Origin of the sequence: Pararhodobacter marinus (assembly GCF_003122215.1) — a bacterium.
Classification (GTDB): domain Bacteria; phylum Pseudomonadota; class Alphaproteobacteria; order Rhodobacterales; family Rhodobacteraceae; genus Pararhodobacter; species Pararhodobacter marinus.
In genome coordinates, this window is the sequence record NZ_QEYD01000004.1 from 62,969 (window position 1) to 81,922 (window position 18,954).

The window sequence follows — 18,954 nt, forward strand, 5'->3', positions numbered from 1 at the left end:
CCCGGACCGGGCAGCCCCAGAGCCTCACTGCTTGATCAGCATCTTGCGTGGCAGGTCGCAGAAGACCTCGGGCGCGCCGTCGGTGATGGCGATGGATTCCGTGGTCTCGTAGCCCCAGGTATCCATCCATAGCCCGGTCATGAAGTGAAAGGTCATGCCCGGCTGCAACTCGGTCATGTCGCCCCGGCGCAGCGACATCGTGCGCTCGCCCCAGTCGGGCGGATAGCTCAGCCCGATGGAATAGCCGCAGCGGTTGTCCTTGATGATGTCGCGCTTTTCCAGCGACTTGAAGAACGCGTCGGCGATGTGGTGACAGGTATTGCCCGCACGCGCGGCCTCCAGCCCGGCCTCCATCCCTTCGATCACCGCCTTTTCGGCCTCCAGGATCTCCTGCGGCGGCTTGCCCAGGAAGATTGTCCGCGACAGCGGAACGTGATAGCGCTGATAGCAGCCGGCGATTTCGAAGAACGTGCCTTCGTTCTCTTTCATCGGCAGGTCGTCCCAGGTCAGGTGCGGCGCGGCGGCATCGGGGCCTGACGGCAGCAGCGGCACGATGGCGGGGTAATCGCCGCCATGCCCGTACCATTCGTCATAGCGCAGCCCCGCATCGTAGATCTCGGCCACCAGATCGCATTTACGGATGCCGACCTCGATCTTGTCGGCGATGCGGTGGTGCATCCGCTCGACGATCCGCGCGGCCTGCCGCATGTATTCCAGCTCTTTCTCGGACTTCACCGCGCGTTCCCAGTTGATGAAGCCGGTCGCATCCTTGAACTTGGCGTTGGGCAGGCCGTTCTGCAGCCGCTCATAGGCGCGGGCCGAGAACCAGTAATTGTCCATCTCGACGCCGATCGTGCCCTTGTCCCAGCCTTTGTCGATCAGCTGCTCGCACAGATATTCCATCGGGTGGCATTCGGTCGACTGCACGTAATGGTCGGGATAGCCGATGACGTTGTCGCGCTTGATCCAGACGGTGCGGTAGGCGCCCTGCGCATCCTGCTGGCGGCCGAACCAGACGGGCTCGCCCACGGGGCCCACGATGACGCATTGATGGACATAGAACGACCAGCCGCCATAGCCCGACACCCAGGACATGTTCGACGGATCGCTCAGGATCAGCATGTCGAAACCCTGGGCTTCCATTTTCAGGCGCAGCTTGGAAAGCCGCTTGTTGTATTCCTCGGTGGTGTAGCGCTCGGGCGTGCGTTGCAGCTTGTTCATGAAGGGCTTTCGCTGGACAGGCGTTGAAGGGCCGTCGGACTTGCCGATACCGCCACCCTGTCGCCCGGAACGCGTCCTAGCAAGCCTTTGATCGCAAAAATCGCATCGGGTTTTTCCCACGCCCGCAAACTGGCCCGCCCGGCGCGCGATTGACAAACGCGCCCCCGCCCGGATCATGGCGGCATGGATACTCGCCTCGATGACAGGGACATCGCCATTCTGGCCATTCTCAGCCGCGAAGGCCGCATCGCCAAGACCGAGCTTGCTGCGCGCGTGAACCTGTCGCCAACGCCCTGCTGGGACCGGATGAAGCGGCTTGAACAGGCGGGGCTTATCCGGGGCTACCGGGCCGAGGTCGATCTGGAAAGGCTGGGACCGCATGTGCAGGTCTTCGTCACGCTCGAGCTCGACAGCCACAAGGCCGAGAGTTTCCAGCGCTTCGAGCGGATCGTGGCACGGATCGACGCGATCTCGGGCTGCTGGGCCATCGGCGGTGGCTACGATTACCTGATGCAGGTGGTCACGACCGATGTCGCCGCGTTTCAGGATCTGATGGACGGCCTTCTGGAAAGTCGCGCGGGCGTGCGGCGGTATTACAGCTATATCGTCACCAAGCCGGTCAAGACCGTCCCGCCCGCGCTGGCTTTGCTGGGCGGTTGACGCGCGGGTCAGGGGAACTTTCGGCGCCGGGGCCGGGAAACAGAGGATTCCTCTGCCCGGGCCACGCGGAACAGGCATAATCTCTGGCGCCCGCGCGCGATGATGGCCCCGACAAAGGAGCCCCCCGATGACGCAGATGCGCCCAACCCCCGAAGCCTGGATCGACGACACCGCCCTTCTGTGCACCGAAGGCGATTTTCCCGGTCAGGGCCGGCTGGCGGTGCGCGACCCCGCCACCGGCGATCTGGTCGCGCAGGTCGCGATGTCCGACGCCACCGGCGCACGCGCGGCGGTCGATGCCGCCCACGGCGCCTTTCCGCTCTGGGCGGGGATGCTGCCGCAGGACCGCGCGCGCATCCTGCATGACTGGCACGACCGGATCATCGCCGCGAAAGAGGATCTGGCGCGGATCATGGTCGCCGAGCAGGGCAAGCCGATTTCCGAGGCGCGCGGCGAAATCGATTACGCCGCCAGCTTCGTGCAATTCTACGCCGAGGAAGCCTTGCGCCCGAATATCGAGGGCGTGACCAGCCATCTGCCCGATGCCGAGATGGAGCTGTGGCGCGAACCCGTGGGCGTGGCCGCGCTGATCACGCCGTGGAACTTTCCCTCGGCGATGATCACGCGCAAGGCCGCCGCTGCTCTGGCCGCGGGCTGTACCGTGGTCATCCATCCCTCGGCCGAGACGCCGCTTTCGGCGCTGGCACTGGCCGAACTGGCCCGCCGCTCGGGCTTTCCGGACGGGGTGATGAGCACCGTTGTGGGCGATGCACCGGCCATCGTCGGTGAATGGACCTCGGATGCGCGGGTGCGTGCGCTGTCCTTCACCGGCTCGACCGAGGTCGGACGCCTGCTGTATCGCCAATCCGCCGAGACGGTGAAGCGGCTGGTGCTGGAACTGGGCGGGCACGCGCCCTTCATCGTGTTTCCCAGCGCCGATCTCGACCGCGCGGTGGCCGAGGCGGTGAAGGCCAAGTTCGCCACATCGGGACAGGATTGTCTGGGCGCGAACCGTTTCTACGTCCACCGCGATGTCTATGACGCCTTCTGCGCCCGCTTCACCGCCGCCGTGGAAGCGCTGAGCATGGGGCAGGGCATGGACGATCCCGATATCGGCCCACTCATCAACGAGAAAGCCATCGCCAAGCAGATCGAGCAGGTCGAGGATGCGCTGGCCAAGGGCGCGCGGCTGCTGAGCGGCGGCAAGGTGGCTGCGGACAAGGGGGCTTTGTTCTTCGAGCCCACGGTTCTGGCCGATGTCCCCGACAGCGCGCTGATCATGAGCCACGAGAATTTCGGCCCCGTCGCCCCGATCACTCCGTTCGACACCGAGGAAGAGGTGACCGCGCGCGCCAATGACACCGAATACGGGCTGGTCGCCTATGTCCACAGTCAGGATCCGCGCCGGATCTACCGCATGACCCGCGCGCTGCAATTCGGCATGGTGGCGGTCAACCGCACCAAGGTCACCGGCGCGCCCATTCCCTTCGGCGGGGTCAAGCAGTCCGGGCTGGGGCGCGAAGGCGCGCGGCAGGGGCTCGAAGCCTTCACCGACATCAAATATGTGTGCCGCGACTGGGGCTGAAACCGGGGCTGACGTTTTTCTGCGGGCCGGCGCTCTTGCAGGCTGGCCCGCAGCCCCCACATGAGACGAATGCGCCAACGGTTTGACCCCGTCCTGACCCTGCTGCGCCTGCTGCTTGTGGTCAGCGGGGTCGTAGCCCTGGGGCCTGCGACGGGCCTGCTGCAACCGCCGCAGGTGCAGGCGGGCGAAGCCTCGGCGCAGGCACAGACGCGCGGTGCGACGGGCCTTGCCGTCGCCCGGGCTCATGCGCCCGAAGCCGCCGATCCCGCGACCGATCTGGCCGGACTGCTGCCCGATCCGCTGGATATCGCGCGCCCGCAGAGCCATGCCACCCTTGTCCTTCCGCCGGCGGGCGCGGTGTCGTCCCCGGTCGCGTGGTTGCATCCGCAGGCCCGCGCGCCGCCTCTCGCCTGATCCGTCACCGCCGCGCGCCCGTCCGCGCGGCCTGAACAGATCACCCGCGCCGTGACCGCTGCCCGAGGGCCGCACGGTGCCTGACATGCGAGTTGCTGCAATGACGTCTCCCCTGATGAAGAAGATCGTGTTCGCCCTGATGATGACCACTATGGTCGCGGGCACGCTGGCGCAGGCCTTTACCGGCTAAGCGGCGCCTGACGCCTCGAAGACGGGCAGGAAGGGGGCACCCTTTCTGCCCTTTTCGCGTCCTGCCCCGTCCCGGTTGGCACCCGTCACGAAACCGTGTATGCCGCAGGGCAGCGAACACGGATCCGGGTGCAAGCCCCGGATGGCTATTCCGGCCGCCGATCCGCCGGACAACCTGATTTGACAAGACCAGGACAGCGACGGGCCCCGCCCCGTCGGGACGGGAAACGACTGACATGATGACCCTCGACCAGTATCGCAGGGAGTGGTTCGGCAACATGCGTGCCGATCTTCTCTCGGGCCTTGTGGTGGCGCTTGCGCTGATCCCCGAAGCCATCGCCTTTTCTCTCATCGCAGGCGTCGACCCCAAGGTCGGCCTGTATGCCAGCTTCTCGATTGCCGTTCTGGTGGCGATCACCGGCGGCCGGCCCGGCATGATCTCGGCCGCGACGGCCGCGACCGCCGTCCTGATGGTGACGCTGGTGCGCGATCACGGGCTGGAATACCTGTTGGCCGCGACCGTGCTGGCAGGCGTGATCCAGATCGCCATGGGCCTGTTGAAACTGGGCTTCGTCATGCGCTGGGTGTCGAAATCGGTGATGACCGGCTTCGTCAATGCGCTGGCGATCCTGATCTTCATGGCACAATTGCCCGAGCTCGATCCGCGCAACGTCACCTGGCTGACCTATGTGCTGGTCGCGGCCTCGCTGGCGATCATCTACCTGTTTCCGCGCCTCACGAAAGCGATCCCCTCGCCGCTTGTGACCATCGTCGTGCTGACCGCACTGACGATGGTCTTCGGCTGGGACGTGCGGACCGTGGGCGATATGGGCGCACTACCCGACGCGCTGCCCGTGTTCCTGCTGCCCGATGTGCCGCTGACCGTCGAGACGCTGATGATCATCCTGCCCTATTCGCTGGCCGTCGCCGTCGTGGGGCTCTTGGAAAGCCTGATGACGCAGCAGCTGGTCGATGACCTGACCGACACCAAGACCGACCGCAATCAGGAATGTGTCGGTCAGGGCGTGGCGAATTTCTGCACCGGCTTCATCGGCGGGATGGCGGGCTGCGCGATGATCGGGCAGTCGATGATCAACGTGAAATCCGGCGGGCGCGGGCGGTTGTCGTGTTTCACCGCGGGCGTGGTTCTGCTGATCCTTGTCGTGTTCCTGGGCGACTGGGTGGGACAGATCCCGATGCCGGCTCTGGTGGCGATCATGATCATGGTTTCGGTCGGCACGTTCTCGTGGTCGTCCCTCGGCACGCTGCGCACGCATCCGCGCTCGTCCTCGGTGGTGATGCTGGCGACCGTGGTGACCGTGGTCTGGACCCATAACCTTGCCATTGGCGTGCTGGTGGGCGTGCTTCTGTCGGGTATCTTCTTTGCCGCGAAGATCGCGCAGCTGTTCCGCGTCACCTCGACCATCTCGCCCGATGGGCGCGAGCGCACCTATCGCGTCGAGGGGCAGATGTTCTACGGTTCGGTCGAGGATTTCATGGCGGCTTTCGACTTCAAGGAGGCGCTGGAGCGTGTGGTCATCGACGTCTCGGCGGCGCATATCTGGGATATTTCCAGCGTTCAGGCGCTGGACATGGCGGTGCTAAAGTTCCGTCGTGACGGGGCCGAGGTCGAGATCGTCGGCATGAACGAGGCGTCCGAAACGATCGTCGACAGGCTGGCGATCCACGACAAGCCGGGCGCGATGGATACGCTGAGCGCGCATTGAGAGAGGGAAAGACCATGGAAAAGATCATCGCCCTCGTCGATGGCTCGATCTACTCGGCCAGCGTCTGCGACCATGCAGCCTGGATCGCCCAGCGCACCGGTGCGCCCGTCGAACTGGTCCATGTGCTGGGCCGCCGCGAGGCCGCCGACAAGCATGACCTGTCCGGTGCCATCGCGCTGGGCGCGCGCACACAGCTTATGCAGGAACTGGCCGAGCTTGACGCGCAGCGCGCCAAGCTGGTGGGCCACCGGGGCCGCGCGATCCTCGACGATGCACGCGCGCTGGTGGAAAAGGCGGGGGTCACCGCCGTGACGACCCGCCTGCGCCACGGGGATCTGGTCGACGCTGTGGCCGAGACCGAGGCCGAAGCCCGCGTGATCCTGATCGGCAAGCGCGGCGAGGCGGCGGATTTCGCCAAGGGGCATCTGGGGTCGAACCTGGAACGGATCGTGCGCGCCTCGCATAAACCCGTTTTCGTGGCCTCACGCGCGTTCAGGCCGATCGGGAAGGTTCTGGTGGCCTATGACGGCGGCTCGTCGGCGATGAAGGCGGTCGATCACATCGCCCGCTCGTCGCTGTTTCCAGGGTTGCAGGTGCATCTGGTGACGGTCGGCTCGCACAGCGCCGAACTGGCGGGCGGGCTCGAGGATGCGAAGGCCATGCTGCGCAGTGCCGGGATCGAGGCCACGACCGCCATCGTGCCCGGTCAGCCGGAAAAGGCGCTGGGCGAGATGGTCGAGCGCGACGGGTTCGACATGCTGGTCATGGGCGCCTACGGCCATTCGCGCATCCGCAACCTGATCATCGGCTCGACCACGACCGAGATGGTACGGTCCTGCAAGGTGCCGGTCGTTCTGATGCGTTAATCGGGCGCGGTGTCGGATGTGCCGTTCACCGGCACATCCCCGCTCAGCTCGGACGCTTCGAAATCGGTGCAGACCACGAGGATCCGCACATCCTCGGCGCCGGCCGAGGCATAGAGATGCCCGCGCGAGCTGTCGAAATAGGCGCTGTCGCCCTGACGCAGGATGACGGGCGCCTTGCCCTCGGCATAGATGGTGACGGCCCCTTCCAGCACCAGCAGGAATTCCTGTCCCGGATGGCGGACGAAATCGTCGAAATCCATCAGGTCATGGGCCTTCAGCGTGCCCATCATCGGCATCATCGCCTTGTTGCGCAGCTCGGGAAACAGCATTTCGTAGACGTAGTTGCGCGTCTCCTGCCGCTTGAAGGTCCCTTTCGGCGCCACCGCGAAGCTACCCGGCTGGAACGCCGCGCCCTCGGCGCTGAGCAGTTCGGCCATGTCGATGCCCAGACCCTTCGCCAGTTGCCGCATCCGGTCGTAGGTCAGCGAGATCAGCCCGCGCTCGGCCTTCGAGATCGTGCTCACCGCCAGCCCCGAGCGTTCGGCCAGATCGCTGAGGGTCCAGCCGCGATCCCGGCGCAGATCGTGCAGCCTGCGTCCGAAACCGGCGCGCTGCGTGTCCGGCATGTCGGGGGCGGTTTTCCGGGGCGACGCGTCATTGGGGCTCATGGCGCGATCATACGGTGATCCGGGTGCCGCGCCAATGAATTTTCGTATAGGAAAAAATCTCTTTCGGATTGGAAAAACCGTGTTAGCCTGACGGAAACGTGAACACGGGGGCGCGGGTGAGTCCGATGGAAAAACGCGGGATCGTCGTCATCGGCGCCGGGATTGCCGGGGCCTCGGTCGCGGCGGAACTGGCCGGCTCGGGGCAGGATGTCGTGTTGCTCGAGCGGGAAATGGCGCCGGGCTATCACACGACCGGCCGTTCTGCCGCGCTGTATGCGCCCAGCTATGGCCCGGTTGTGATCCGCGCTTTGACCCGGGCCTCGCGCGCGGCGTTTCAGGCGCCGCCCACATCCGGGCGCCCGCATCCCCTGCTGAAGCCGCGCGGCGTGCTGTTTCTGGCGCGCCGCGATCAGGCCGACAGCTTCGACGCGATGGCCGACGAGATGGCCCTTGATCGCCTGACGCCCGCGCAGGCGCGCGCGCACCTGCCAATCTTGCGCAGCGGGGATCTGCATGGCGCCCTCCTCGACACCGAGGCGGCCGATATCGATGTCGACGCGCTGCACCGCCAATATCTGCGCCATCTCACCGCGATGGGCGGCGAGATGCGGCTCAGGGCCGAGGCGACCGGCCTGTCGCGCGACGGTGACGGCTGGCGCGTTGAAACGCCCCAGGGGACGATCGCGGCGGATATCGTGGTGAACGCCTCGGGCGCCTGGGCCGACACGTTGGCCGACATGGCGGGTGTCGCGTCGGTGAGCCTGGTCCCCAAGCGGCGCACGGCGATCCTTGTCAGCCCGTCCGCAGGGGCCGATGTCGAGGATTGGCCGATGGCGGTCGATATCGACGAGCAGTTCTACCTGCGCCCCGATGCCGGGAAGCTGCTGCTGTCCCCCGCCGACGAAACCCCGTCCGAGCCTTGCGATGCGCAGCCCGACGAATGGGATATCGCCCTCTGCGTCGACCGGATCCAGACCGCGTTCGACCTGCCGGTCCGCCGGATCGACCATAAATGGGCCGGTCTGCGCAGCTTCGTCGCCGACAAGGCGCCGGTCGTGGGCTATGCGCCTGATGCGCCCGGTTTCTTCTGGCTGGCGGGGCAGGGTGGCTACGGGATCCAGACCGCGCCGGCACTGGCACGGATGGCCGCCGCGCTGGTTCTGGGCCAGCCCGTCCCGCCAGACATCGCCGGGGCGGGCGTCACCGCCGCTGCGCTGGCCCCCCGCCGCGAGGCGCTGGTCGCATGATCTGGGCCGCTCCTGTCCTCGGTGCCGTTCTGCTCGCCTCGGGGCTGGCCATCGCCTATGTCATCGGCGCTTCTGCGGTGGTGGCGTTCTTCGGCGCCGGGCAAGAGCGCTATCTCGCCATCCTGCCGCAGCAGATCTTCTCGAAGATCGACGTTTTCGCGCTGATGGCGATGCCGCTCTTCATCCTGGCGGGCGAGATCATGAACCGGGGCGGCGTCACGCGCGTGCTGATCCGGCTGGCCATGGCGCTGGTCGGGCGACTGCCGGGCGGGCTGGGGCATGTGAACGTGATGACCTCTGTCTTCTTTGCGGGCATATCGGGCTCGGCCGTGGCCGACAGCGCGGCGGTGTCGAACACGCTGGTTCCGGCCATGCGCGAGCAGGGCTACACGCTGACCTATGCGGGCGCGATCACGGCGGCGTCGTCGATCATCGGGCCGATCGTGCCGCCGTCGATCGTGATGATCTTCTACGGCGCGCTGATGAATACCTCGGTCACCGCGCTGTTCATCGCGGGGATCGTGCCCGGTCTGTTGCTGGCGCTCGCACTGATGCTTGCGAATGGCTATTTCGCGTGGCGCGACGATCACCCGCGCGCCGCCAAGGGGGAATTGCCGCCCTTCCTGCCTACCCTCCTGCGCGCGCTGCCGGCGCTGTGCATCCCCGGGATCATCCTGGGCGGGATCGTGTTCGGGCTGATGACGCCCACCGAAGCCGCCGCCGTGGCCGTGGTCGCGGCCGCCTTCGCGGGCATGGCTTATGAGCGGATGACGCTGATGGCGCTGTTCGAGGCGCTGAAACGTACGGCCATGCTGTCGGGCTCGATCTTCATGCTGATCGCGGCGGTGTCCGCCCTGGGCTATCTGGGCGCGCTCGAACGTCTGCCCGAAGCCATCGCCGACATGGTCACCGGCGCGGGGCTGGGCCCGGTCGAATACATGCTGTTGCTGAACGTGATCTTCCTGCTCGCGGGCATGGTTCTGGATACGCCCGTTGCGCTGGCGCTGCTGGTGCCGCTGCTGGCGCCCGTGGCGCTGGAACAGGGGGCGGATCCCGTGCATCTGGGCATCGTCTTGTGTTTCAACCTGACGCTGGGCCTGCTCACCCCGCCGCTGGGCGGTTGCCTGATCATTGTCAGCACCGTGACCGGCATCAATTACTGGCGCCTCGCGCGCGCGGTCCTGCCGTTCCTGGTGGTCGAGATCGCGGTACTGGGCGTGCTCATCTGGGTGCCCGAAGTGACGCTGTGGTTACCCCGCGTGCTGGGCTTCATCGGCGGTTAGCCTGCGCCGTCCCCTTCACCAAGCAGAAACGACAACATGGAGGAAACACAATGAACAGACTGCTGATCACCGCATCCATCCTTGCGGCTCTTGCCACCGGCGCCGCGCAGGCGCAGGTCAAGGTCGCGCTGGACAGCCCCGCCGATCTGAACGGGTCGGGCACCTATGTCTGGGCTCATGCCTTTTCGACCTATCTGAACGAGCACGGCATCGAGGCCGAGGAATACCAGCGCGGCGCGCTGGGCGGCGATGACGAGGTTTTCGACCAGGTCACGCAGGGGCTGGTCGAGGTCGCCATGGCGCCGCTGGGCATCACCTCGTCGCTCGACACGCTGATCAACGGCCTGCGCCTGCCCTATTTCTTCAGCGGCATGGAGCAGATCGACCATGCGCTCTACGACAACGGGATGCTGGAGCGGATCAACGAGCCGCTTCTGTCGCATGGCGTGCGGGTCGCGGGCGTCGTGACCGTCGGTCCGGCGGCGGGGATCTTCAACACCCGCCAGCCCATCGCCTCGATGGCGGATATGGCGGATCTGCGGATGCGGGCGCTCGACGAGGCGCAGATCGAGCTGTTCCAGGCCTGGGGCACCACCGGCACCATCGTCAGCTGGGCCGAGGTGCCGAACGCGCTGCAGACCGGCGTCGCCGACGGTTATCTGAACCCGGCCTTCGTGCCGCTTCTGTTCGGTCACACCGAATTCCTGCGCCACTTCACCCCTGCCGATATCCTCGTCTCGCTGCGGGGCGCCATCGTGTCCGAAGATTGGTACTCGGGCCTGTCGGATGAAGACCGCGCGACGGTTGACGCGGCCATCGAGGCCGCGAATGCGGCGAACCGGGAATGGCTGGGCACGCAGGGCGGCGTGATCGATCAGCTGCGCGAAGCGGGTGTCGAGATCACCGAGCTTTCGCCCGAGGCGCGGGCCGAGTTCCAGGAAGCCTCGGCCGTGACCTATGGCCGGATCGTCAACGAGGAAGAGCTTGCCGCCTGGCAGGCCGCCATCGAGTAACGGAGAGGCGCGCGATGATCCGCCGACTTGCCCAGGCGCTCGCTCGTGGACTGGAGCGGGTTTCGGCCACGCTCAACGTGCTTGCCATCGGCGGCGCGGTGCTTGCGGTGCTGGTCATGGTCTATGCCGCCGGCTGGCAGGTCATCGCGCGCTATCTCCTGTCCAGCCCGCCGATCTGGACCGAGGAACTGTCGCGTCGGGCCATGGTCTGGGCCGGGATGCTGGGGGCCTCGGTCGCGTTCCGCGCGGGGGCCGATCCGGTGCTGTTTCCCGCCATGGTCGTGATGCGCGGCAAGCTGGGCGCCGTTCTGGCGACCCTGCGGGCGCTGGGCGTGGTGATCTTTGCCGCGCCGATCCTTTGGTATTGCTTCTTCGGCCCCAACATGAACATGGCGCGCGGCTTTCTGGGCCGCTCGCTGTCGCGGACCGCCGAAATGATCCCGGTCTCGATGATCTGGTTCACGGCGGCGGTGCCGCTCGCCTTCATCCTGATCCTGATCCATGTCGCCGCATCGCTGTCGTTGCACGCCACCGGTCAGGCACCCGCGCGCGCAGCGTCCGAACCCGGAACGCCCGGGTCCCCGTTGCCCGAACCGCTTGGAAAGACCCCATGAAGACCTTCATCGCCTGTCTGGCCACCGAAACCAACAGCTTCTCGCCGCTCCCCACCAGTTATGCCAGCTTCGACGAGGGGATGATCCATCACGGCACGGCGACCTCCAGCAAGCCGCTCTACTGGACCGGCGCGATGAGCCTGTGGCGCAAGGAGGCCGAAGCGCGCGGCTGGGACGTGGCCGAAAGCCTTGCCGCCTTTGCCCAGCCCTCGGGGCCGACGCTGCGCAAGGTCTACGAGCAGTTCCGCGACGAGATCCTTGCCGACCTGAAAGCCGCGATGCCGGTCGATATCGTGCTGTTGCAGCTGCACGGTGCGATGATCGCCGATGGCTATCCCGATTGCGAAGGCGACCTGATCGCGCATATCCGCGCGCTGGCGCCGGACGCGAAGATCGGCGCCCTTCTGGACCCGCATTGCCATCTGACCGAGGTAATGCTGACCAAGGCCGATGCGCTGATCTGCTTCAAGGAATATCCCCATATCGACATCCTCGACCGCGGCGCCGAGCTGTTCGCCCTGATCGCCGACGCGGCCGAGGGCAAGACCAACCCGGTGATGCGCGATTACGATTGCCGCATCGTCATGGCGATGCCGACGCCCGAGGGCCCGATGCGCGATTTCGTCGATGCGATGAGCGCGCGCGAAACCGAGCCGGGCATCCTGTCGCTGTCGCTGGCCCATGGCTTTCCGTGGGGCGATCACGAGCGCACCGGCGCGCGGGCGCTGGCCATCACCGACGGCGACCCGGCGCTGGCCGAAAAGATCGCCCGCGAGATCGGCGAAAAGCTCTGGGCCGAGAAAGAGGCGATCTTCCAGAAGGTCCTGACCATCGACGAGGCGCTCGATCTGGCGGCCGGGCACAATCAGGGCCCCATCGTGCTGGCCGACATGTCCGACAACGCGGGCGGCGGCGCGCCGGGCGACGCCACTTTCGTGCTGCGCGCGATGCTGGATCGGGGCCTGACCTCGGTCGTGTCGGGGCTGTACTGGGACCCGCAGCTTGTGCGGCTGTGTCAGGATGCGGGCGAGGGCGCAACGCTGCCGGTGCGGCTGGGCGGCAAGGTGGGGCCGATGTCGGGCGACCCCTTGGACCTGACCGTGACCATCAAGCGCATCGTTCCGGGGCTGGCGCAGACCTTCGGCACTTTGCCGGTCGAGCTGGGCACAAGCGTCTGGCTGTCCATCGACACCGGAACCAACGATCCGTCCGAGAACATCGACATCGTGGTGAACGACATTCGCACCCAGACCTTCCACCCCGATGCCTTCACCCAGATCGGCATCGACGTGCAGGGCAAGCGCCATGTCGTGGTGAAATCCTCGAACCATTTCCGCGCGGGCTTCGCGCCCATCGCGTCGGTGATCATCCCCATCGCCTCGCCCGGCGCGATCACCCCCGATTTCACCGCCATTCCCTACAAGATCCGGTCGCTGAATTACTGGCCGCGCGTGGAGAACCCTTTCGCATGAGCAACAGCCTGATGGCCGCGCGCGACGCTTTCCTGTCGCGCTTTCCCGAGCAGCGCATCGAGATCGATGGCCGTTCCTGGGGCCTGATCGATACCGGGGTTCCGGGCGGCGAAGACGGCGACGCGGCGGGGCCGTGCTTCCTGTTCCTGCCCGGCACGCTGGGCCGCGCGGACGTGTTCTTTCACCAGATCGACGCGATGGCGCCGCATCTGCGCGTGATCGCCGTCAGCTACCCGGAAAGCGGCGGCGTGGTCGAATGGGCGGCGGCTCTGCCCGGGCTTATGGAGCGGCTTCGCGTCGGGCAGGCGGCGGTTCTGGGTTCGTCGCTGGGCGGATACCTTGCGCAGTATTTCGCGGCGGAACGGCCCGATCTGGTGGCCCATCTCTTCGCCGCCAATACGTTGCATTCGGTCGACGGCATCGACCAGCGCCCGCCCTATTCCAGCGATCTGTGGAACGCCCCGATCGACGAGCTGCGCGCCGGGTTCGCGGCGGGCATGAACGCCTGGCGCGCGGCGCATCCCGACCATGCCGACATGGTCGGTTTCCTGCTGACCGAAGCCGAGGGCCGCATTCCCGAGCGCGAGATGCGCGCCCGGCTCGACGCGATCAAGACCGGGCCGGTTTTGCCGGCGCTGAGCAACACGGCGGACGCTGCCACGGTGATCGAAGCCAGCGACGACCCGCTGATCCCGCCGCCGATGCGCGACGCGGTGCGCGCCCGCAACCGTCCGGCGCCCGCGTTCCGGTTTCTCTGGGGCGGGCATTTCCCCTATCTGCTGCGGCCGGATCTCTACACCAACCTGCTGCTCGCGCGGCTGGGGATCGTGCCGCTGTCGGCGGAGTGGACGAAAGCCGAAGACGGGGTCTTTCAGGCATGAGGGTGCTGTCGAACGCCGATGTCGCGGCGCTTCTGCCGATGGACGAGGCCATCGCGGTGATCGACACCACCATGCGCAGCGTGTCGAAGGGCGATGCCGAGTTGCCGCTGCGCCATGTCGTGCCGGTGGGAGGCAGGAACCTGATGGGCGTCATGTCGGGCGCTCTGGGCGATCCGGCCTGTTACGGCGTCAAGCTGGTCAGCCTGTTCCCGGGCAACCCGGCCAAGGGTCTGTCGGGCCATCGCGGGGCGGTCGTGCTGTTTGACTCCGAAGAGGGCGGCGCCGTGGCGATGATGGATGCGGGGCTTCTGACCGCGATCCGCACCGCCGCGGCCTCGGCGGTGGCCACCCGCGCCCTGGCGCGGCCCGATGCGTCCCGGCTGACGATCATCGGCACCGGCGAGCAGGCCGAGCATCACCTCGCCGCGATGCTGGCGGTGCGCGATATCGGCACCGTGCGGATTGTCGGGCGCCGCGCCGAGAAGGCCGCAGCCTTCGCCGATCACGCGCGCAGCCTCTTTCCCGCTCTGGATATCACCCATGGCACGGATGCACAGGCCGCCGTCGACGGTGCGGATATCGTCTGCACCGTGACCAACGCGGCCACGCCGGTGCTGAGGGGCGACTGGCTGGAACCCGGGCAGCATCTGAACATCGTCGGCGCCTCGATGCCGGGAAAACGCGAGATCGACGATGCGGTCCTGCAGCGGGCCGAGCTGTTTTTCGATTACCGCCCCTCGCTTCTGGCGCAGGCGGAAGAGATCATCTCGGGCCTGAAGGCGGGCACGATCACCGAGGCGGACCTGAAATCCGAGATCGGTGCCGTGCTGGCAGGCGGGCAGGGGCGTTCGGACGCGCAGGCGATCACGCTCTATCGCTCGCTGGGTATCGTGGCGCAGGACCTTGCCGCTGCCCGTCACGTTCTGGCCCGCGCCGAGGCCGAGAACCGGGGAACGGCGGTCGATTTCTGACAGCCATCCCGCCGGGCACCGCGGTCATCGCGTCAGTTGATCAGCGCACTCGGAAGCCCCATCAGCGCCACGACCTGCAAGGTCTGGCTGTCGACCAGCACCAGCTGGCCGTTGATCACGCGGTATTCCTGTCCCGCCGGGGCGGGCGCGATGCCATAGCCGCTGCGGTAATCCCAGTACCGGGCGCCGCTGGCATCGGCACCGATCCGGATATTCGTCACGTTGACGGTGATATCGCCGCCCGAGCGGTCGTCGCCATGGCCGCGCAGGTGGCGCCCGCCATGGCGCACATCGTTCGGACCGTGCCCGGGATTGAAACGGCCCCGGCAGTTATGGCCATTCCCGTTGCAATGCTGCGCACCGTGACCGCCACGGGCATGGGACGGGGGATCGGCATAAGCCATCGGGGCCACGGCAAGGGTCGATACGGCGGCGATGCCGGCAACCAGGAAACGCTTCATCTTTTCATCCTTTCGCGTCGCAGCAGGCAGCGAGACAGGCACAAAGGCCGCCGCTGCAGGGTCGCGAGAGAAACGCCAAGGCGGGTTGTCCGGGTTCCTTGGTCAGAACCGCGAAAGGGCCAAAGCGGTGGCGCTGCGGGTCGCGCCGCTCACTGAGCTGTTGGCAGGTCCTTGTTAAACAAGGAGTTTCCAGGAGGCTTGGCCGAAGGTCCGGATCGGCAGGTCTTCGCCGACAGCCGGACGCAGCCGGCCTTCACCAGGGCTCGGGCTGGTGGGCATAGGCGATGTAGAGCGGATGCTTGGGATGCCCCGCCTGGCTCAGGCCCAGATGGTACAGTGGCTTGCCGGTCGCGCGCAGAAGCGCCTCGACCTGCGGCCCGCGCGCCCTGTGCGCGCCATGCGTGCCCCAGGCGCAGACGATGGTATCCGCCCATTCCGCACTTTCCACGATCGCGGCGTCATTGGCCGGCCCTACCGGATCCGGCTGCGCGCGCATCACCTTGGGGTCGGTCGCGCGGTAGGCGAAGATGTTGCACACGCGGAATGCGCCGTAACCCAGCGCCCGCGCGCGCCGCTCGCAGCGCTCGACCGTCGGGTCGTTCTGGACCTCGGTCGCGGTCGAGGGGTTGAGCATGACGAAAAGCACCCGCCGCCCGTCCGGATCCCAGATCCGGGTGAGCATGTAGCGATAGGCTTCGCAGGCCGAGTAGAGCGCGGTCGAGGGCGCATCGCCCTTGGTGTGGCTTCGGGTGATCATGCCGGGGTGATAGCCCGGCGGGACGTCGGAGGAAAGCGCCCGGGCATCGCCTAAGGTCGGAAGCGCTGGACGCCGCGCGCGGCGCGTGGCAGCGTCCGGCCAAAGCTTCGGCCGTAATCCGGGCCGCAACCGGGAGCGATTTCATGACGATACGGGCGGCACTGGTCCTTATCGCGGTTCTGGCCGCGTCCCCTCTGACCGCTCAGGGCGTGCCGCAGGGCACCGGCATCCCCGTGGCGACGTCGGTCGGATTGCCGCCGATGACCGCGCCGGGTGGCGTGACGCTTACCGTGGAACTGGGCCCCGAGGCCCCGCGTGCCGCGCAGGACCTGATCCGCATCGCCCGCCCCGGCGCCCCGGTCGAGGACGATTCGGGAGGGGCCACCTTCGTTCCCGTCGACGGCGCCGCGATCATCGCCTCGCCCGCGGAACCGGGATCGTGGGAATTGCGCTATGTCGGGCGCGAGAACGGCACCGAGCGTATTCTCGGCAGCAGCGCGCTTACCGTGGTCGGTCCCGATTACAAGTAGCGGCGCGGGGCTTGGCCTCGGGTCCGGGCGCGGCTAGGGTCGCTTCCCGCATTCGACCGAAAGGCCCGCTCCGTGACCCAGCCCGCAACCGCGCGCATTCCCCGTCTCATCGCCGCCGAAATCGGCGCCCGCCCCGATCAGGTCATCGCCGCCGTGACCCTGCTGGACGAAGGCGCGACCGTGCCCTTCGTGGCGCGCTACCGGAAGGAGGCGACCGGGGGCCTCGACGATTCGCAGCTGCGCACGCTGTCCGAGCGGCTGTCCTATCTGCGCGAGATGGAAGCGCGGCGGGCGACGATCCTCGACAGCATCGCCTCGCAGGGCAAGCTGACCGACGATCTGAGCGCGAAGATCAACGCGGCCGAGACCAAGGCGGTGCTCGAAGACCTGTACCTGCCCTACAAGCCCAAGCGTCGCACCAAGGCGATGATCGCGCGCGAGAACGGGCTGGAACCGCTGGCCGACGCGATCCTGGACGACCGCGCGGCGGATCCCGAAACGCTGGCGCAGGGCTACCTGTCCGAGGCGGTGGCGGATACCAAGGCCGCGCTCGACGGCGCGCGCGAGATCATCGCCGAGCGTCTGACCGAGGATGCCGCGCTCAAGGCGCAGCTGCGCGCGCATATGGCCGCCGTGGCGCGGCTGACGGCGCAGGTATTGCCGGGCAAGGAAGCCGAGGGCGCGAAATTCTCGGATTACTTCGAACATTCCGAAGCGCTGTCGGGCGTGCCCAGCCACCGCGCACTGGCGATGCTGCGCGGGCGTAACGAAGGGATCCTTGCGCTTGATCTCGCTGTCGAGCCCGAGGCCGCGCCGGGTCAGTCCACCGCCGAACGCATGGTCGCGCGGGCGCTCAATATCGGGACTGCGGGCAAGGGCGATGCGTGGCTCGACAAGGTCGCAGGCTGGGTCTGGCGCATCAAGCTGAAGCTCAGCCTGACCATCGACCTGATGACCGATCTGCGCGAAGCCGCCGAGGCCGAAGCGATCCGCGTTTTCGCCCGCAATCTCAAGGATCTGCTGCTGGCTGCCCCGGCAGGCGCCAAGGCGACGATGGGGCTGGATCCGGGCATCCGGACCGGCGTGAAGGTGGCGGTTGTCGATGCGACGGGCAAGGTGGTCGAAACCGCGACCGTCTACCCGTTCCAGCCGCGCATGGATGTTCAGGGCACGCTGGCGGTGCTGGGGGCGCTGGTGCGCAAGCATGGCGTGGGCCTGATCGCCATCGGCAACGGCACGGCCAGCCGGGAAACCGATGCGCTGGTCGCCGATCTGCTGTCGAAACTGCCCAGCCCGCGCCCGGTCAAGGTGGTGGTCAGCGAAGCGGGCGCCTCGGTCTATTCGGCCAGCGAACTGGCGGCGCGCGAATTCCCCGATCTGGACGTGTCGCTCAGGGGCGCGGTGTCGATCGCGCGGCGTTTGCAGGACCCACTGGCCGAGCTGGTCAAGATCGAACCGAAGGCCATCGGCGTCGGCCAGTACCAGCACGACGTGAACCAGAACGCGCTGGGCAAGGCGCTGGACGGCGTGGTCGAGGACGCGGTGAACGCGGTCGGTGTGGAACTGAACACCGCCTCGGCGCCGCTTCTGGCGCGGGTATCGGGGCTCAGCGCGGGGCTGGCGGAATCGGTGGTCGCGCATCGCGACGCGAACGGCCCATTTGCCAGCCGCAAGGAGCTGTTGAAAGTCGCGCGGCTTGGTCCCAAGGCGTTTGAACAGGCGGCGGGCTTCCTGCGCATCCAGGGCGGGAAAGAGCCGCTGGACGCGTCGTCCGTGCACCCCGAAGCCTATGATCTGGCACGCCGGATCGTGTCGGCGGCGGGCAAGGATGTCGCCACGCTGATGAAGGATCCCGCCCCGCTGAAGCGCCTCAGCCCCGAGGATTTCACCGACGACACGTTCGGGCTGCCCACCGTGCGCGACATCATGGCCGAGCTGGAAAAACCCGGCCGCGACCCGCGCCCCGAGTTCAAGACCGCGACCTTCGCCGAGGGCGTGAACGAGATCCGCGACCTGAAACCGGGGATGCGGCTGGAGGGGACCGTCACCAACGTCGCGGCCTTCGGCGCTTTCGTTGATATCGGCGTGCATCAGGACGGGCTGGTCCATGTCAGCCAGCTGGCTGATCGCTTCGTCAAGGATCCGCACGAAGTGGTCAAGGCAGGCGATGTCGTCACCGTCCGCGTGGTCGAGGTCGACGTGGCGCGCAAGCGCATAGGGCTGACGATGCGCAAGGACAATGCCGATACCCGCCCCGACCGGGGCGCCCGCGATCAGCAGCGAGGGCCGAAGGGCGGCAAGGGTCCGCGCGGCGGCAGCGCCGGGCCCGCGAAGCGTGACCAAGCGCAGGGCGCGTTCGGCGCCGCGCTGATGGATGCGCTGAAGAAGCGCTGAA

18 protein-coding genes and 1 other annotated feature are annotated in these 18,954 nt (G+C 67.2%); of the genes, 14 read left to right on the plus strand and 4 right to left on the minus strand.

The window, feature by feature from the left end:
- Positions 1 to 24 precede the first annotated feature (24 nt).
- The gene (gene doeA / locus C4N9_RS07175) at positions 25 to 1,221 is read right to left on the minus strand and encodes an ectoine hydrolase DoeA (protein ID WP_109532637.1); all 1,197 of its coding nucleotides are present in this window, start codon (positions 1,219 to 1,221) and stop codon (positions 25 to 27) included.
- Positions 1,222 to 1,404: 183 nt separating this feature from the next.
- On the opposite strand from doeA, the gene C4N9_RS07180 reads away from it, so the two are divergent.
- The 5 genes from C4N9_RS07180 to C4N9_RS07200 all read left to right on the plus strand — a co-directional run bounded on the left by C4N9_RS07180 (position 1,405) and on the right by C4N9_RS07200 (position 6,662).
- The gene (locus C4N9_RS07180; protein ID WP_109532638.1) at positions 1,405 to 1,881 is read left to right on the plus strand and encodes an Lrp/AsnC family transcriptional regulator; all 477 of its coding nucleotides are present in this window, start codon (positions 1,405 to 1,407) and stop codon (positions 1,879 to 1,881) included.
- Positions 1,882 to 2,008: 127 nt separating this feature from the next.
- A complete protein-coding gene (locus tag C4N9_RS07185) occupies positions 2,009 to 3,466 on the plus strand; it encodes an NAD-dependent succinate-semialdehyde dehydrogenase (protein WP_109532639.1) in 1,458 nt (485 codons plus the stop codon).
- Between the two features lie 69 nt (positions 3,467 to 3,535).
- Positions 3,536 to 3,880 (plus strand): hypothetical protein, encoded by a 345-nt coding sequence (locus C4N9_RS07190; RefSeq protein ID WP_109532640.1) that lies wholly within the window; start codon positions 3,536 to 3,538, stop codon positions 3,878 to 3,880.
- Between the two features lie 307 nt (positions 3,881 to 4,187).
- Positions 4,188 to 4,245: a sequence feature (sul1 is cis-regulatory element that is thought to sense ions involved in sulfur or methionine metabolism; They are found in Alphaproteobacteria), on the plus strand.
- Between the two features lie 60 nt (positions 4,246 to 4,305).
- On the plus strand, positions 4,306 to 5,796 hold the full coding sequence (locus tag C4N9_RS07195; protein ID WP_109532641.1) for a SulP family inorganic anion transporter: 1,491 nt from the start codon (positions 4,306 to 4,308) through the stop codon (positions 5,794 to 5,796).
- Positions 5,797 to 5,810: 14 nt separating this feature from the next.
- Positions 5,811 to 6,662: a universal stress protein gene (locus C4N9_RS07200; protein ID WP_109532642.1), complete on the plus strand. Its 852-nt coding sequence runs from the start codon at positions 5,811 to 5,813 to the stop codon at positions 6,660 to 6,662.
- Here the strand turns inward: C4N9_RS07200 and C4N9_RS07205 are convergent.
- Positions 6,659 to 7,330, minus strand: a complete 672-nt coding sequence (locus C4N9_RS07205; protein WP_168192150.1) for a helix-turn-helix domain-containing protein — start codon at positions 7,328 to 7,330, stop codon at positions 6,659 to 6,661. The genes C4N9_RS07200 and C4N9_RS07205 overlap by 4 nt on opposite strands.
- Before the next feature lie 125 nt (positions 7,331 to 7,455).
- Between C4N9_RS07205 and C4N9_RS07210 the strand changes: the two genes are divergently transcribed.
- Genes C4N9_RS07210 through C4N9_RS07240 form a run of 7 tightly spaced genes read left to right on the plus strand, consistent with a single transcriptional unit; the run spans position 7,456 to position 14,811 of the window.
- Positions 7,456 to 8,577 (plus strand): NAD(P)/FAD-dependent oxidoreductase, encoded by a 1,122-nt coding sequence (locus C4N9_RS07210; protein ID WP_109532643.1) that lies wholly within the window; start codon positions 7,456 to 7,458, stop codon positions 8,575 to 8,577.
- Positions 8,574 to 9,860, plus strand: coding sequence for a TRAP transporter large permease (locus C4N9_RS07215; RefSeq protein ID WP_109532644.1), 1,287 nt, complete (start codon positions 8,574 to 8,576; stop codon positions 9,858 to 9,860). Before C4N9_RS07210 ends, C4N9_RS07215 begins: the two co-directional genes overlap by 4 nt.
- Positions 9,861 to 9,910: 50 nt before the next feature.
- Entirely contained in the window at positions 9,911 to 10,873 is a 963-nt protein-coding gene (locus C4N9_RS07220) for a TRAP transporter substrate-binding protein (protein ID WP_109532645.1), read from the plus strand.
- Positions 10,874 to 10,887: 14 nt separating this feature from the next.
- Entirely contained in the window at positions 10,888 to 11,487 is a 600-nt protein-coding gene (locus C4N9_RS07225; protein WP_109532646.1) for a TRAP transporter small permease, read from the plus strand.
- The gene (locus C4N9_RS07230; protein ID WP_109532647.1) at positions 11,484 to 12,959 is read left to right on the plus strand and encodes a M81 family metallopeptidase; all 1,476 of its coding nucleotides are present in this window, start codon (positions 11,484 to 11,486) and stop codon (positions 12,957 to 12,959) included. The genes C4N9_RS07225 and C4N9_RS07230 overlap by 4 nt, the downstream gene beginning before the upstream one ends.
- Complete coding sequence (locus C4N9_RS07235; protein ID WP_109532648.1) at positions 12,956 to 13,840, plus strand: alpha/beta fold hydrolase; 885 nt, start codon at positions 12,956 to 12,958, stop codon at positions 13,838 to 13,840. Before C4N9_RS07230 ends, C4N9_RS07235 begins: the two co-directional genes overlap by 4 nt.
- Complete coding sequence (locus tag C4N9_RS07240) at positions 13,837 to 14,811, plus strand: ornithine cyclodeaminase family protein (RefSeq protein ID WP_109532649.1); 975 nt, start codon at positions 13,837 to 13,839, stop codon at positions 14,809 to 14,811. Before C4N9_RS07235 ends, C4N9_RS07240 begins: the two co-directional genes overlap by 4 nt.
- 32 nt (positions 14,812 to 14,843) lie before the next feature.
- Here the strand turns inward: C4N9_RS07240 and C4N9_RS07245 are convergent, their stop codons facing one another.
- Both C4N9_RS07245 and C4N9_RS07250 read right to left on the minus strand, forming a co-directional pair.
- Positions 14,844 to 15,272 carry a hypothetical protein gene (locus tag C4N9_RS07245; RefSeq protein ID WP_109532650.1) on the minus strand — a complete coding sequence of 143 codons (429 nt, stop codon included), beginning with the start codon at positions 15,270 to 15,272 and terminating at the stop codon, positions 14,844 to 14,846.
- Between the two features lie 253 nt (positions 15,273 to 15,525).
- Positions 15,526 to 16,029, minus strand: a complete 504-nt coding sequence (locus tag C4N9_RS07250; RefSeq protein WP_109532651.1) for a DUF1643 domain-containing protein — start codon at positions 16,027 to 16,029, stop codon at positions 15,526 to 15,528.
- 143 nt (positions 16,030 to 16,172) lie between these two features.
- Between C4N9_RS07250 and C4N9_RS07255 the strand changes: the two genes are divergently transcribed.
- Both C4N9_RS07255 and C4N9_RS07260 read left to right on the plus strand, forming a co-directional pair.
- Positions 16,173 to 16,559, plus strand: a complete 387-nt coding sequence (locus C4N9_RS07255) for a hypothetical protein (protein WP_109532652.1) — start codon at positions 16,173 to 16,175, stop codon at positions 16,557 to 16,559.
- Between the two features lie 72 nt (positions 16,560 to 16,631).
- Positions 16,632 to 18,953, plus strand: coding sequence for a Tex family protein (locus C4N9_RS07260; RefSeq protein ID WP_109532653.1), 2,322 nt, complete (start codon positions 16,632 to 16,634; stop codon positions 18,951 to 18,953).
- The last annotated feature ends 1 nt before the right edge of the window (position 18,954 follow it).